The sequence below is a fragment of the Paenibacillus sabinae T27 genome (assembly GCF_000612505.1).
GTDB classification, from domain to species: domain Bacteria; phylum Bacillota; class Bacilli; order Paenibacillales; family Paenibacillaceae; genus Paenibacillus_AQ; species Paenibacillus_AQ sabinae.
In genome coordinates, this window is the sequence record NZ_CP004078.1 from 3,320,802 (window position 1) to 3,336,598 (window position 15,797).

Genomic DNA, 15,797 nt, shown 5'->3' on the forward strand with positions numbered 1-15,797 from the left:
GGCGCTCCGAAAGGGTTGCTCTGCCTCACGCCCAGTCCGTTCCATTCTTACTCTGCACGTTCGGATACCTCTCTGCCGCAAGCCGCACCGATATCCGGCCGGTTTTAATGACCTTCTCCTGCACAAGCTTTCGCATAATCACGCTAACCGCCTCTCTTGTAACCCCAAGCATCTTGGCGATTTCCTGATGCGAAAGCGGCAGATCAATCCGCACATACTCCCCCTCATCAACACCGAATTTGGCGCTCAGCATGGACAGCAGATGAAGAATGCGCCCCCGCAGATCATTGAAGGCAAGCTGCTCCAATATCTCATCCTGCTCATTCAACCGGTCGCTGAGCGATTTCAAGAATTTCAAGGCAAGCTTAGGATGCCTCGTCATCAGCCATTCGAACTGGCGCTCCGACATCGTACACAGGAAAGAATCCTCCATGGTCTCGATGAATACCCGGCTGGTCCCCAAAGAGAATGACTCCAGCTCACCGAACATATTTCCCTTCTTGAGAATCGCAACCGTAAACTGCTTGCCTTCTTTGTTCAGCTTATAAAGCCTAAGCTTGCCTTCTTTCAAGAAAAATAGTCCTTCGCGAACCGTATCAGGAGTTTGCACGATTGTATGCTTAGGGATTCCCTGCGGCTCCAATCGCTTCATGTAATCGGGATTTACGTAGGAGGAACGGATAACCGCGCGCTCGTCGATCATAAAGGTTGCCGGGACAGGCAGAACCCAGCGGTCAGACGCATTGTATTCGGCCAGATTGAGACCGAACCGGTTCTGCATGACCTCCTGAATGTAGGAAGGTACATCATACAAAATATTGTACTGAGCTGCGGCAAGACCTTCCGTATCGCTCAATACCTGATAAGTCAGCGATTCTTTCTCTTGCTGGGATAACGTATTGTCCGGGCTTTGCGGACTGACCGCGATCAACTGAGCGCCAATCGCTTGAATATCCGGCATGATTCCCTGATAAGCTCTAAGCTGCATGCTGCAGAAAGGGCACCAGCCGCCGCGATAAAACGTCAAGACTACCGGTCCCTGTGTAAGCTCCTCATATAATGATATTTCCTCTCCATGCGCATTCTTCAGCTTGAAATCCTTGGCCTTGCTGCCCTACCGGCAACCCGTTCGCCTGTCCGGACAGCTGCAATTCCCGAATCATCCGAAACATTTCCATGTGAACCTCAATCGGAGTGTTCGCAATAAATTGATTTTTGGCTTCATCCAACATTCGGTTTAATGACATCATCCTCAGGCTCCCCCCTGGCTTGTTATTGTCCACGAATAAAGTAGCAATTATGATCCGATAGCTTCAGTAATCTGCCTTACAAACAGAGGATATTTGCCGAAACGGAAATTTAAGAATTCCTTAATCTTTGCCCAATAGTTGCAAAAGTTTTGTCCGATATACTAAGGCCAGTTCAAAAATCACTGAGATTGGAGAGGTTAATATGAAACGCACCCCCTTATTGTTGGCTTGTATCGCCCTGAGCTTGTCAATTGTGACAACGGCATGCGGCTCGAAAGAAATGTCCGAAGGCAAGGGCAATTCTCCTTCCGTGTCGATGGCCCCCACCATGAGCACAGAACCGTCAATGGCTCCCAGTCCCTCGACGGCTCCTATGGCATCCGCTGAACCGTCAGCCAGCCCCATGCAGTCGATGATGCCGATGAAAGCCGCCAAAATGATGGGCAATTTTGAAGGCCAGAATGGAATGAAGGTGACAGGCTCAGCTATCATTGAAGACGGACAACTCATGCTGACCGGATTTTCAACCTCGGAGGGTCCCGATTTGCATGTATATCTGGCTAAAGGCATGGAGGTGAGCAAGGGAATCGAGATTAGCAAGATCGACTTGAAGAAGATGGAACAGACCTTCGACGTCTCCAAGGCGGACATTGCCGACTATGACACCATACTGATCTACTGTCAGAAGGCTCACGTGATCTTCGGAGCAGCGATGCTTCAATAATTGGCGGAAAACCGGCTAAGGCGCATGCGTCTTAGCCGGATTATTACGGAAATCGGCCCGGAATACGAATAGCAAGGAGAATGCTGATGCAGGCAAGAACGATATTTTCTATATGCGTAAGTCTCGCGCGGATCGGGGCAGGCATTCAATGGATTCGAGAGGGCAACTTCAAGCTCATGGCAGGCTTCCAGATTGGAGGGCTGTTCCCTGCAATCGCAAGCAACACGGACTCCCCGCATTGGTATAAAATCTTCATCGCCCATGCAGCCGCCCCTTACCCGGGGCTATTTAATATTGTGATTCCGTGGGGAGAACTGCTCGTCGGCCTTGGACTGACCCTTGGTTTGTTAACGCTTCCTGCGCTGATAGGCGGACTGTTCATGGATCTCAATTACATCCTTGCGGATATGGTCTATATTTATCCGGTACAAATCGCATGCGGCATACTGCTGATTCTGCTCAGGAAGGAAGCTGAGGCTGTAAGCCTGGATCGTCTGATCCGCCACTACCGGCTTCATCGCCGAAAGCTCGGGAAATCGGCAAAGGCCGGCTAATCTGTGCTAATATTGCGGGAGAGCATTTCGCTCTTGAAGAAAGGAGTGGCGACGATGCACAAGATTCTTCTGGTGGATGACGAAGAGAACATACTGACAGTTTGCCGGCGATACCTTGAAAAAGAGGGCTATCACGTCTTTCAGGCGGCAAACGGCGAGGAAGCCCTGCGCATCTATGATGCCGAACGAATTGATCTGGTTGTGGTTGATCTGATGATGCCTGTCATGGACGGAACGGCACTGATCATGGCACTAATTGACCGCGGCAAGGATACCCCCTTCCTCTGCCTGAGCGCATTGACCCAGGAGAAGGACCGCTTGTATTCCCTGACGCTTGGAGCGGATGATTATATTTGCAAGCCGTTCAGTCCCCGCGAGCTGGTGTTGCGCATCAAGAACATTATTCGGCGCTCCTCAAAGCAGGAAATCCAAGAAAAAGTGGAAAGAGGAAGCTTGTTTATGGACAGGCTGAAGCGGCTGGCAACAGTCAACGGTCAGCCGCTTGAGCTTACGTTAAAAGAATTTGACCTGCTCTGGCTGCTCGCCAGCGATTATCAGCGGGTATTTTCAAAGTCCGAGCTGCTCGAAAGAGTCTGGGGCTACGAATTTGAAGGGGATGCGAATACCATCAACGTTCATATTCATCATCTGCGCGAGAAGCTGCATGCGGCGGATGAATCCCGGCTATTTATCAAGACGGTCTGGGGTCTTGGCTATAAATTCGAGGGGTGAAGACGGTGAAATTACGATCGCTCATTCTGTTATCCTACGCCGTCGGCGTAATGACAGTTTCCATTATATTGGGAGTCAGCGTCCGAATGATGATCCTTGAGACGAGAACGGCTGTCTATGCCATGATTGTTGCGCTGGTTGCTAGCACGATTGCTTTTTCCATAAATTTTGCGCTGCTGCGCCCTGCCTTCCGGTCCTTTCGCAAACTAAGCGCAGCCAGCCGAAAAATCGCCCAAGGAGAGTTCGATGAAACGCTCGAGATTAACGGTCCCTTTGAAACCAAGGCTATGGCGGAAGACTTTAACGAAATGGCCCGAAGGCTGGATTCGATGTTCAAGCAAATCCGTGAAGGGGAGCAGGACCGGAAGGACCTGATCGCCAACCTTTCTCACGATATCAAGACGCCAATGGCCTCCATTCGCTCTTTTTCGGAAGCGCTGCTCGACGATCTGGTAACGGATGAGGCGGATAAGCGGCAGTATATCCGTACAATTCACCGGGAGACGATCCGGCTGAACCATCTTGTGGACGAATTGATGCAGGTTACGGAAATTGATAGGCAGGAACATCCCCTGAAAATTACCCGCATCTGGCTGGATTCACTGATCGTTCATGTTCTGCAAACCTTTGACGCGCAGCTTAAACGGGAGCACCGAGACGTACGTGTCAGAGTGCGGGCGGATATCGCTTCGTTCTATGGGGATTTCAATATCATCTGCCGGATTTTGTACAATCTGATTGAAAATGCACTGAAATTCTCCGATCCCGGCACGGATGTGGAAATTGAGGTCCAGTCCGACCTGGATACCATCCGCTTCCACGTCAAGGATTACGGCATGGGAATTCCTCAAGAGGAGCAGGACAAGATTTTCGCCCGGCTCTACCGGATCGAAAAGTCGCGGAATATTAAGCACGGAGGCTCCGGACTTGGCCTGCACATCGCCAGGAGCCTGGCGGAGCTGCTCGGCGGCACCCTGACAGTAGTCAGCAAGCCGGGAGATGGCAGCACGTTTACGCTATCCGTTCCCGATCGGCAGCACGGGTGAAGGGAAATCTGATATTGCTTCCTATCTGTAACAAGTCGTATTGACAAAACTTTTTTAAATTATATAAAGTTGTACCAACCAGTCAGTTTGAGGAGTGTTGTGTTTTGTCTCAAAAGCGTCAGGAAATCATAGAATCGGCTGCATTGTTGATTCATTCCAAGGGATATGAAAGCACCAAGCTGAGTGATATTTTAGAGGCCAGCAAGACCGGCAAAGGGCAATTTTACTATTATTTCTCATCCAAACACGAGCTGGGTCTTGCTGTTATTGATTATTTCTTTTCCTCCTTCAATAGAGAATTGCTGGAGAATATTCTGAGCTCCCGTAAGAGTCCAGAGGTCAGACTAAATGAGATGCTGGAATGGATGGTTGAATCTCACAATGCCAAGGAGTCAAAATGTGGATGCGTGTTTGGCAATTTGGCGGTGGAGATGAGCGAGCATGATGAAGAGTTCCGCAAGAAAGTGGGCGGAGTTTTTGAAGCATGGACCGAAAAAGTAAAGCTCGTTCTGATGGAAATGTTCAAGTCCTCCGAACCAATCGCTCCCCTTGAAGTTGAGAAATTGGCACAAGGAGTCGTAGCCATGCTCGAAGGGGGTCTTTTGATGATGAAAAATAAGCAGGATATTGATGTTTTCAAAAATATGACTGAATTGGTTAGAAGTTTGGTGAAGAATTTTGCGAGTTCTCATCTCCCTTAGTAAGGAGAGTATTGGGTTCAGTTGATTATGGCGTGATTGTACCAACTGGTCGGTACTTGCTTTCTGCCTTTCTACGAACGATTGGATGATTTCGCTTGGAGGTGATGTGCAGTTTAGATAAGTAAACGTTCTGACTGTAATTGGGGTATGATCCCGAAATATTATCATAAAGGAGGTATTCTTATGATCGGCAAACTATTGGCAGCAGGAAATAATAACCTTACAAAGAAAGGAATAGGCCTCAGAAAAGGTGCGGAAACCGGCAGCGTTCTAAAGATGACTCGTGACTACATCGATTCACTGATGATTGAGACCCGTGTCATAGATTCCGCAGAAGCTGTAACTGAAATGAATTTGTTCGGGGAAAGTTTCTCCACCCCGGTGATGGTGGCTCCGCTGTCGGGACTCGGCGGCATCTGTTCCAACCCTATGGTCGAGGTCGCAAAAGGAGCCGCAGCCGCAGGGGCAGTCATGTGGGTCGGTATTGGAAATGAAACTGAGCTTAAGTCCATTATTGAAACGGGTGCCAAGACGGTAAAAATCGTAAAGCCATACAAGGACAATGACTTGATTATTGAAAAATTGGCGCAGGCCGAAAAGACTGGAGCGTTTGCCGTCGGCATGGACATCATCTTCTCCTTAGGCGGTAAAATCGAAGATAATTTGATTCGGTCGGAGCTGATGGGGCCTAAAACGCTCGCTGAAATAAAAAGCTTTGTGCAGGCCACGAAGCTGCCCTTTATTTTGAAAGGCATATTAAGCGAGCGTGATGCTGAAAAAGCTCTCGACGCCGGAGCAGCGGCAATTGTCGTCTCCAATCACGGCGGCTCCGTTTTGGATTACGCGATTCCCCCTTTAAAGGTCCTCCCGCGAATAGCAAAGGTTATAAATAAGAGAATACCCATCTTCGTCGACAGCGGAATCACAAGAGGAACAGATGCCTTTAAAGCTCTGGCATTGGGAGCCAGCGGAGTGTTGATCGGGAGATCAGTAATGGCAGGATTAGCAGCCGAAGGAACTGAAGGAGTACGAAAAATCATCACCGGCACCAACGAAGAATTGCGCCGGGTCATGAGTCTCACGGGCTCCTCCAATATCAGAACAATCGATCCGGAATTGATATGGCAAGAGAGATAAATTAGCGTAACAACATAAACTGATCATGCCACCCGAGAAAACTAGCAAGAGCCCGAATAGGACGAAACCGCCATGTCAGGTTTGGGCCACAAGAGCGGCATGAGCAGTTATACATAGCATTCACATCAGAGCATACGCGAACGGACAAATAAGTGAATGAAGCGCAAGTCGATCACTCGGCGCTTCCGGCAGTAGAGAAGCTACTCCTGCTCTCCCTCATTTGATGAACTCTGAGACCGTTTCATGCCTGTCCTTCTCATTTCTTCGTCTTCTGTTCGGTCAGCTCTTCAGACAACTCCGCGTTAGCGAATCCGGGAGATATTGGTCTGACGGGTGACAGCTGGCGGGTCGGCTTCCGGGATTGAACCGGAGATGTTCGGCGAATGCGGCCCACCGCGTAAAGCGCCGCAAATACCAGCAGGAACATCAATCCGGCAACAAGGCCGCCGCCCTGTCCCGGAATAAGCGGCATGCTGACGATAATCGCAATCAAGCCGCCGATGGACAGCCAGGACGTATAAGGGAATCCCCTCATCCCCCGCCCCTGTCCAAACGGACCGCCATGCCGTTTGCGGAGCCGATAATGGCTGGCCATAATAACGACATACACGAACAGCAGCGAGAAGCCGCCCGAGCTGACCAGAAACAAATAGACCCCTTGCGGCAGCAGCAATCCAAGACCAAGAGCGGCCAGCATCGCCCCTCCCGATACCAGAATGCCCCGGTACGGAATATCCGTACGGTCTTTCATCCATGCGGGCGTGTGCCCTTCCTCGGCCAAGGAGCGGAGCATCCGCCCCAGTCCGAACACCGATGCCAGCATCGTGGACAAAATGGCCGTCACCAGCACGATATTCATGACAGTGCCTGTCCATCCCAAGCCGTGCAGGGTAAGGGCTGACACGAACGGGCTGATCTCCTCGGACACGAGAGAACGGGGAATCAGAAGGAATAGCGCGGTTATGGCGGCTAAATACAGGCCGATGAGCAGGACCATCGTGAGCCGGATCGCCTTCGGGATCGTTACCGCCGGATTACGCGTTTCGGATGCGGCCAGCCCGAGCACTTCGAAGCCCGCATAGGTAAACATCACCATCAGCATGCTGCCGGCGATTCCGCCGATCCCTCCCGGCATCCAGGGCTCTCCGCGCAGGGCGCCATATCCCGCGGCGGCGCCTGCGCCCTGCCCGCCGGCCGCAGGCAGCCCGCCCGTCCACATTCGGGCGACGAGCCAGACGGCCAGAACGACAAAGGCGGCAATGGCCGACAGCTTAATCGCCGCAAGCCCGCTCTCCAGCTTGCCGAGCCGCTCGGCCCCGAGCAGGTTCAGCAGCGTTACGAGAACAATAATGGCTATGCCGAGAAGCGGCAGCGATAGCCGGGGATACCAGCCCCGGATCAGGATCGAAGCTGCCGTCGCTTCGCTTGACATGGCCAGCACAAGACCAGTCCAATACACCCATCCGACCGTAAACCCGGCTCCCCTGCCGAAGGCCTGCTCGGTATAAGTGCGGAATGAACCCGAAGCCGGATTCGCCACCGTCATTTCCGACAGTGCGGTTAAGATAAAATAGACCAAAAAGCCGCCAATGACATAAGCAATGAGCACTGACGGTCCCGCCGCGCGAATCGCCACCGAGGAGCCCAGGAAGAACGAGCCCCCGACCACAGTTCCCAGAGCAAGCATGGCAAGCTGCCACACCGATAACCCTTTGCTTTTACGCTCCATAAAGCCGCCTCCAAGCGATCTGTTTTACAACAGTATCTGCGGATATCGCGAAAATTAGCCATTTCAACCTGAAACGGTGGGCCAAACTCGCTGCTGAAAAAATCCAAATCCGGCCAAAAAAAGTTCCGAAGCCTATGGCTTTCGGAACTTTCGGATACTCGGATGAGATTAATTGGATCAATGGCCAGCCATCAGCGCCGGATCTTTCTGACGGACATCCCCGTCCCCGGAAGGCGCCGTCTTCGGCTTGCGCAGAATCAGGCTGATCAGAACTCCGGCTGCGGCGATGCAGGACGTAAAGAAGAAGACGTCGTCATAGCCCATGACGGCGGCGACCAGCGGATTGGCGTCCTTACCCGCCTCCGTCATATGAGCCGTAATCCGTGTGGTCAGGTATCCGGTCATACCGGCAACAGCGAAAGATACGATTACCTGCTGTGCCGCCGTCGTAAGCGGTGTTACGCGACCGACCAGATGGCGCGGCGCGGCGTTAAGCACATGCGTATTCACCGGCATCATCGTAAGGCCCATGCCCAGACCCATAAGTCCGAGGCAGAGCATGATGTGCGGCAGGCTCGTTTCGACAGTGATGCCGGACAGAATATACAGTCCGGTCGAAATGATAGTCAGTCCGACAAAGGCCAGCGGCCGGGCTCCGATCTTATCAAACAGCCTTCCGCCAAGCGGCATCCCTATGCCGGAGGCCAGCGCCTGCGGCAGAAGAATAAGTCCCGTCTCAAGCGACGTATAATGGCGAATCTGCTGCAAATACAGCGGAACGAACAGCATCGAGCCGAACAGGGCCGCCTGGGTTACCCAAGCCAGGAAGATGCCCCGCGTGAAATCGGAAGACCCAAAGACGCGCAGTTCAAGCAGCGGATTCTTCTGCCGCAGCTCCACGATAATGAACAGGAGCAGCGCGGCCCCGCCAATGGACAGACCGGTAATCGCCGGGGTTGTGGACCATCCGGTGCTTCCGCCTTCATTGACGCCGTACGCCAGCATGGAGAATGCGATTGGGGCCAAAATGATGCCCAGGATATCGAGATGCGGCGTCTCATGCCGATCAGTTACCGGCAAATACTTGATACCCAGCACGACGGCGAGAATGCCGATCGGCAGGTTGATCAGGAAGATCCAGTGCCAGCTTACATACTCGATCAGCCAGCCGGAGAGAACCGGGCCCAGCGCTGGGGCGAGCAGCATCGGAATGCCCAGCATACCCATGATGGAGCCTCTGCGCTCCGGCGGAGCAAGTCGGAATACCATCGCCATCCCGATCGGAGCGACCATCCCGCCGCCAAGCCCTTGAATGACGCGGAAGATAATGAGCTGTGTCGAGGTCTGGGATATGGAGCACAGCACCGATCCAATGACAAACATGATAACTGTCCCCAGAAATATACGCTTCGCGCCGAAGCGGTCTGTCATCCAGCCGGCCAGCGGGATAACGGCGGACAAAGCAAGTGTATACCCCGTAATCGCCCACTGTACCGTTTTGAGACTTGTGTCAAAATAATCGACCAGCACGGGAACGGCCACATTGACCACCGTGCTGTCGAGAATAACCATAATCATCCCGACAATAATCGCCAGCAGCGGCGGGATAATTGCCTTTAGTGAAAAAGGCTCCGCCGCGGCGGAGGAATTCACCTGTTTAGTATGCTCCATACATCTCCACTCTTTCTTTAAAGGTTTGCCGTTTAAATCCCGTATTTGTGAAAATAATGATCAAATAAATGATCGACCTGTTCATCGAACGGGGGCAGATGCCCGAAAGGCTTGCTCTCTTCCTCATCATTCGATGGTCCGCACGAGCACATGATCGCCGGCATGAATATCGCTCCATATAGCTGATACATCATCATCGAAAGCTTCTCTTCATTCTGCTCGCCGGTCATCTCACGCAGTACGCTCAGCGTTTTTTGTCTCTTCATCGTTTTACTGTACTGGGAGTATTGATGGAGAGAACCCATAATGGTCGGACTTTGGTCCATCATGTATCTCACCAGTCCCGGATACTGCAGAAGATGGCCGATATACTGCTTTAGAAAGCGGCATAAACGCTCCCTGGGCGGCAGACTCTCGTCTTCAAGCGCACTATACGCGGTGTCGAAGCGGGAAATCAGCGTGCGAATGGCTTCGCGAAGCAGATTGTCTTTGGACTGAAAGTAGTAATTGACAAGCGCCAGATTGACCTTGGCATTTGCGCAAATACGCCGCAAGGTCACACATTCAACCCCCTCCTCGCGTATCAAGTCGACAGTGGCGTCAAGAATTTGCTGCTTCGTATCTTTGTCCGCCGAAGATGCAGGTTCCGGAACTTTGTTCATTATTGTTGCTCCCCTTTTCTGCCGCTCAATTCAAACCGTGATTTAAACAACGTTTAATACGTCGTTTAATATACCCGCTATGAGGGCGATTGTCAACTTTTATGAGAAAAAAAGCGGCCTTCTGATCGAAGTCGCTCTTTTCGTCACATTTCGTGCCTATTGCTCCAATAGTGTCACCCGGTTTTTTCCGTTGGCCTTTGAATGATACAGGGCGTCATCCGCCAGCTTGTAAATATCCTTCTCTTTCAGACCGTCCACCTTGACGGCCGCGACGCCGACAGAGACGGTCAAACAGCCGAAGACCGGACTCATTTCATGCCGTATTCCCAGTTCTTCGACGCTTCTGCGAAGCGTTTCGGCATACTCGAAAGACTGCTCGGGAGTCAGGCCTGAAACGATAATGCCAAACTCCTCCCCGCCGAGCCGGAAGACATAGTCGCTCGCCTTTTGAGCCTGCTCCTTGATCGCCGCCCCCAGCTTGCGCAATACGTTGTCGCCTTCATAATGCCCGTACGTATCGTTGTATTTTTTGTAGAAGTCAATATCCAGCATGATATAGGTCAGGTATCCTTTATCCCTCTCGGCCCTGCTCACTTCCCGGTAAAATATCGTATTGAAATGCCGCCGGTTATAGAGACCCGTCAACTCATCGGTAATGGACAGCTTTTCGATCAGCCGGATATTTTTGTTCAGTTCTTCATTATTGAGTTCCAGCTCCCGGGTCCGTTCAATGACGAGCTCTTCCAGATGCTCCTTGTGCCGTCTTACCTCTTCTTCGGCCTTCGTTCTCTCGGTAATGTCCTTGACCGTTCCTTGGACCGCCGGCTTGTTCATATAATTGATCAGACTGACTTTATGAATGACATAAATCTCTTTTTTGCCATCCTTATGCAGCAATCTCGTTTCATATTCGCCGGGAGCAGTCTTCCCCTCCAATCTTCTCTTGTAATAGCTTTGCACCTTATCCATGTCGGCGGGCACGATAAATTTCTCAAAAGGCTGGTCGATCATCTCTCCGATTTCATAGCCAAGCATCTGCGCCAGCGCCTCGTTGACATATTTACAGATCTTGTCCTGAACAATGAATATGCCGTCCAACATGTTATTGATCAGCTCGCGGTACTTCTCCTCCGAACGCTCCAGATCCGAATACAGGCTGGCATTCTCAAGCGAGAATACCATTTCTCTCGACAGCAGATTGATAATTTTCATTCTTTCTTTTGTGAAAACACCCGTTATCAGATTGTTCTCCAGATAGATGATGGCAATCGTCTTGTTGTGATTGATCAGCGGCATGCATACGAGCGATTTGGGTCTATTCCGTAAAATATAGGCGTCGTTGACGAACCGGGTTTCGGAAAAAGCGTCATTATATATCAGAGTCTCTTTGCTATCCTCCACATAACGGATAATGGATTCCGGTAGGTTAAGCCCGCTTGAGACTTCATACAGCGCAACGGAGATTTTATCCTCTTCCGGCTTGTACTCTCCCTCTACAAGAAGCTCCTCGCCCGATCTCATCAGTATACAGCCTCTTTGGGCGCCCGCATTCATAATGACGATTTCCATCAGCGTTTCCAGCAAATTATTCAAATCGATTTCCCTTGATATGGCCTGGGAAGCCAGAAGAATCGAGTTCAGATCAATGCTTTCCGTCGAATCCGTGACCGATTTTCCGATGGAGAATTCCTTTTTATGCTTCACAATATCGGCGTACTGCTCTTCAAGCTGCCGGACTTTGCCCTTGGCCCCCCACACGGAGTAGTAATATAAGGACTGTCTGAACAGATGGGAGGCAAACTCTTTGAAATTCCTGTTGTTGTAAAACTTGGCAGCAAGTTCATAAGTCAGCGCTTTATAGCGGACGAAATTGCTCTTCTCACTTGCTTCAATGGCGAGATCATAGTATTTGCCGGCCAGTTCCGCCTTTCCCGATATTCTCGCCCACTCGGCCTTCATCAGCCATTCGTGCTGCCGGAAATTTTCCGGGCAGTGAAGGGCCCATTTTTTGACTCGGCCGTATTCCTTGCGCATTCTCGCCTTCGCCTTCACTTTGTCATAAGCGGGTAAGTCTTTATAGCTGTAGGCCAGATTCAGAAAAGTGTACAGGGAGAACTCTTCCATAAAGGCCGAGCCTGCAAGGGTTCCAATGATGGCATACGCCTTATCGATATAATCCAAAGAGTCGCCGTAGCGCTCGTAGGAGAACAGAAGCTTCATTTTGTAAATATAGTAAATCGCGATTCCCGAATAATACTTGGCCTCTTCCAGCTGATGCAGGTAGTCTTCCTCGCTGAAAGTCTCGCTGTTGAAGGTCAGAGGGTCCTTCAGTTCTCCCGCCAGGTTGAGGTACTGCTGTCTGGCCAGTTTGGCCGTTGCCAGCGCTTCCTTGTATTTCGTATTCTCGATCATGGCGATATAGCGTTCGCTGTCATGAAGATAGGTGGAGATGTCCATCGTCGGATTCCAGAGGTTGATATAGAAGCAGGCGTGGGCCAGATACAGCATATCTCCCGTTCTCAGACTGGAATCAATCGATTTGCCGAACCAGTCGTGCAGGGTGTCCCATGGCTCCTTCCATGCGTGACAGAACAGGGTATATAAGACATGCGCCGCCCCTCTCCACTGCAGATCATTGAATTTATCGTTAAGCCGGATTCCCAGTCTGCCGAAATCGAACGCCCCTTTAATATCGCCGAAGCCGGACAGCAGGATGGAATAACCGATAAAAGCGATGGCCGATTCCGGACAATTTCCATATTTGAGCGTCAGCTCGGCTTTCTTCAGCACGATCAGGGCGAACAGATTGGTCTCTCCCGAGATAAACGCCGGAGGGAAGATATTAATCAGTAACCGCATAATAAGCTTGATTTGTTCGTCTTTCATTTCGGGCTTGTCAAAAATCTCCTCAATCGTCAGCCCCCTGAGACCGGATTTAACCTTAATAAATTCATTTAGCACCGATGGCAGCCCTGGATGATCCGGTATTTTGATTCCCATCTCCTTAAGCCCGAGCTTCCCGGACCGGATCGATTCCTTCATCATTCCGAGATAGGTATAATGGTTGGCCTGCATCTCATAAACCTGAGCCGCCGCAACACTGTCTTCGGTATGTTCCAGAAGCGTCCGGCACGCCTGGTCCGCTTCCTTGATATGATGGGTCAGATAGCCGCATTCTGCGTATAATTTGTAAATTTCCGCGGTTTGCCGCTCCTCGTATTCCCAGGAGTTTTTCGACAGCAGATAAACGGCGGCATGCAAAAACGTAAACGCGGTATCAAAGCCAAAGGCGGCCTTCGCCTTTTTCGCGGCTTCCAGATTGAGCCCGATCACCTGCCGTTTCTCATCCTCTTCGCTGACAAAATCCAGCCCTTTATTAATATGCGTGGCGATATCCACAATTTTGTCCCGGGTGTCGGCGGGAGCCAGCTGCGCGAGCAGCAGCCTTCCTATTTTCAAATGCAGCTTCTTGCTCATTTCCGTATCGATCATTTGGTATAAAGCCTGCTGAATCCGATCGTGCTGGAATCGAAAACGGATGTTAAGGGGAGGAACCCCCTCCTCACTCTCATCATAGATATTCATCAATGCGGCATAGTTGGTATCCGCCGGAAGAATAAGATCTTCATCCACCGCTTTAATGAGCGACTTGGCAATAACCTTGAGCTCCGCTTCGCCGATCAGGGACAGCATGTTGAAATCGAACAGATTTCCGATGGAAGCGCCCAATCTCAGGACTTTAAGATCTTCTTCGGGCAAGGTCTGCAGCTTGGACATCAGAAACTCGACGACGTTGTCGTTGATATGCAAATCCGCAATCCGCGCAGCCTTCCACTGCCATACGCCTTCCAGGTCATCGAAATAAATGAAGCCGTTCTTATATAATTCCTTCAGAATTTCATTGATAAAAAAGGAGTTGCCTTTCGTTCTCGCATAAAGAATATCCGAAAGCTCCTGCACTCGATCCGCGCCGGTATAGAGCGTATCGGCAATCAGATGCTGCACATCCCGGGAGGACAGAGGGCCGAGGACGATATTTTCTACCGTTCTGCTTTTTTCAATTTCGCCGATGGTGACGAACAAGGGATGGCTTTGAGGCATCTCGCTTTGCCGGCACGAGCAGATGATAAATAATTTTTGCAGCGAATTGCTTAGCGCCAGCTTCTCCACAAGCTGAAGGTTCGACAGATCAGCCCATTGAACGTCATCGAGAAACAGGACTAATGGTCTTTCATAGTGAGTCAGGCCGGCTACAAAGTTAACGAAAGTCATAAAGAACCGGTTCGTTTCCTCTACAGGATTCAGGTGCTCGATTTCCGGCTGAATACCGATCAGCTTCTCCAGTTCCGGTATCAGATTCGTGACCAGCTTCCCGTTGCCGTCCAGGGCGGTTGCCAGGGATTTTGTTACTTTCTTTTTGTAATCGTCATCCGGACTGTCAACCAGCTGATTGATCAGCTTCTTGAAAGCCTGAACGATCGCGCTGTAAGGAATGTTCTTGTTGAATTGATCGAACTTCCCTTCCACGAACAGCCCTTTTTCCTGGCTGATATAAGGGTGAAGCTCGCTAACCAGCGCGGTCTTGCCCACGCCGGCGTCCCCGGAAATCAGCATGAGCTGCGGATTGCCTCTGACGCTCATCCGAAAAGCATTGACCAGGCTGCCAAGCTCCTCTTCCCGCCCGTACATTTTTTGCGAGATCCGGAAGATATTCAGTTTGTCTTCTTTGGCGATTTCAAAATCACGGACGCCGGCCAGACATTTCTTCAGGTCCGCTTTAATGCCGTAGGTGCTTCTGTATCTGTCTTCGGGCGACTTCTCCATAAGCTTCATGATGACCGCGGAGAGTGACTGCGATACACTGCCCCCGGTCAGCTGATAGGGAGAGACGGCTTCCTTGGCGATGATGGAATAAATCTGCTCCAGCAGATCGGCGGATTCGAAGGGCTTCACGCCGGTCACCATCTCATATAAGACGACGCCCAGCGAGTAGAAATCGGTCCGGTAATCGACATTCCGGTTCATCCGGCCCGTTTGCTCCGGAGAAATATACAGGAGGCTTCCTTCCAGCACGCCGCTGTTCTGGAATTCCCGCTTTTCTTTCGGCAGCTTGACCGCCAGATCGAAATCGATCACCTGTACAACATCGCTTACTTCGTCCCATATCAGATTCGAAGGCTTGATGTCCTTGTGTATGACCATGCGATCATGGATAGCGCCAATAATATCAACGACCTTGATCACGAGCCTGAGGAGCGTATCCTGGTCCGGCTTGCCGTCCTCCATGATCCGCTTGAGCGACCTGCCCTGTATATCCTCCAGAACCATGATGAAGAAACCGTTCTGCTCTTCAAGCTTCAGGGGCTTGATCACCCCTTCGATGCTTGCGCTCAGCTCCTTGAGCATCTTGTATTCCTGCTTGAACCTCATAACCTCTTCAGGTCCGGAAAATTCCGATTTCAGCACCTTCAGTATAACCGTATCCCGGGAGACGGCGTCTCTGCATCTGTACACTGATTTTCTGTCGTTGTCGGAGATCGTTTCCAGTATTAGATAATTCTCAATCGCAGTCATACCCAGTCCACCTTCTA

General features: G+C 51.0%; 12 protein-coding genes. 6 read left to right on the forward strand and 6 right to left on the reverse strand.

The annotated features are described in order from the left end of the window. Window positions 1-25 precede the first annotated feature (25 nt). Complete coding sequence (locus tag PSAB_RS26175) at window positions 26-1,090, reverse strand: redoxin domain-containing protein (RefSeq protein ID WP_226991829.1); 1,065 nt, start codon at window positions 1,088-1,090, stop codon at window positions 26-28. Next, window positions 1,053-1,250, reverse strand: coding sequence for a hypothetical protein (locus tag PSAB_RS26180; RefSeq protein ID WP_226991715.1), 198 nt, complete (start codon window positions 1,248-1,250; stop codon window positions 1,053-1,055). The genes PSAB_RS26175 and PSAB_RS26180 overlap by 38 nt, the downstream gene beginning before the upstream one ends. 202 nt (window positions 1,251-1,452) lie before the next feature. Here PSAB_RS26180 and PSAB_RS25125 point away from each other — a divergent pair, with 202 nt between their 5' ends. The 6 genes from PSAB_RS25125 to PSAB_RS15320 all read left to right on the forward strand — a co-directional run bounded on the left by PSAB_RS25125 (window position 1,453) and on the right by PSAB_RS15320 (window position 6,144). Continuing rightward, entirely contained in the window at window positions 1,453-1,974 is a 522-nt protein-coding gene (locus tag PSAB_RS25125) for a DM13 domain-containing protein (protein ID WP_084266533.1), read from the forward strand. An 86-nt stretch (window positions 1,975-2,060) separates the two neighbouring features. Further along, complete coding sequence (locus PSAB_RS15300) at window positions 2,061-2,528, forward strand: hypothetical protein (RefSeq protein WP_025335457.1); 468 nt, start codon at window positions 2,061-2,063, stop codon at window positions 2,526-2,528. Between the two features lie 54 nt (window positions 2,529-2,582). Further along, a complete protein-coding gene (locus PSAB_RS15305; RefSeq protein WP_025335458.1) occupies window positions 2,583-3,260 on the forward strand; it encodes a response regulator transcription factor in 678 nt (225 codons plus the stop codon). 5 nt (window positions 3,261-3,265) lie between these two features. Further along, window positions 3,266-4,306, forward strand: coding sequence for a sensor histidine kinase (locus PSAB_RS15310; protein ID WP_025335459.1), 1,041 nt, complete (start codon window positions 3,266-3,268; stop codon window positions 4,304-4,306). Between the two features lie 104 nt (window positions 4,307-4,410). After that, the gene (locus PSAB_RS15315; protein ID WP_025335460.1) at window positions 4,411-5,007 is read left to right on the forward strand and encodes a TetR/AcrR family transcriptional regulator; all 597 of its coding nucleotides are present in this window, start codon (window positions 4,411-4,413) and stop codon (window positions 5,005-5,007) included. Window positions 5,008-5,190: 183 nt separating this feature from the next. Beyond that, window positions 5,191-6,144 (forward strand): alpha-hydroxy acid oxidase, encoded by a 954-nt coding sequence (locus tag PSAB_RS15320; RefSeq protein ID WP_025335461.1) that lies wholly within the window; start codon window positions 5,191-5,193, stop codon window positions 6,142-6,144. Between the two features lie 256 nt (window positions 6,145-6,400). Here PSAB_RS15320 and PSAB_RS15325 read toward each other — a convergent pair whose 3' ends face one another. From PSAB_RS15325 to PSAB_RS15340, 4 genes are all read right to left on the reverse strand, one after another. Further along, window positions 6,401-7,873: an amino acid permease gene (locus PSAB_RS15325; RefSeq protein WP_025335462.1), complete on the reverse strand. Its 1,473-nt coding sequence runs from the start codon at window positions 7,871-7,873 to the stop codon at window positions 6,401-6,403. Window positions 7,874-8,050: 177 nt separating this feature from the next. Beyond that, window positions 8,051-9,544 (reverse strand): DHA2 family efflux MFS transporter permease subunit, encoded by a 1,494-nt coding sequence (locus PSAB_RS15330; protein WP_025335463.1) that lies wholly within the window; start codon window positions 9,542-9,544, stop codon window positions 8,051-8,053. Between the two features lie 32 nt (window positions 9,545-9,576). Then, window positions 9,577-10,206 carry a TetR/AcrR family transcriptional regulator gene (locus tag PSAB_RS15335; protein ID WP_025335464.1) on the reverse strand — a complete coding sequence of 210 codons (630 nt, stop codon included), beginning with the start codon at window positions 10,204-10,206 and terminating at the stop codon, window positions 9,577-9,579. A 156-nt stretch (window positions 10,207-10,362) separates the two neighbouring features. Beyond that, complete coding sequence (locus PSAB_RS15340) at window positions 10,363-15,780, reverse strand: diguanylate cyclase (RefSeq protein WP_025335465.1); 5,418 nt, start codon at window positions 15,778-15,780, stop codon at window positions 10,363-10,365. Window positions 15,781-15,797: the final 17 nt, after the last annotated feature.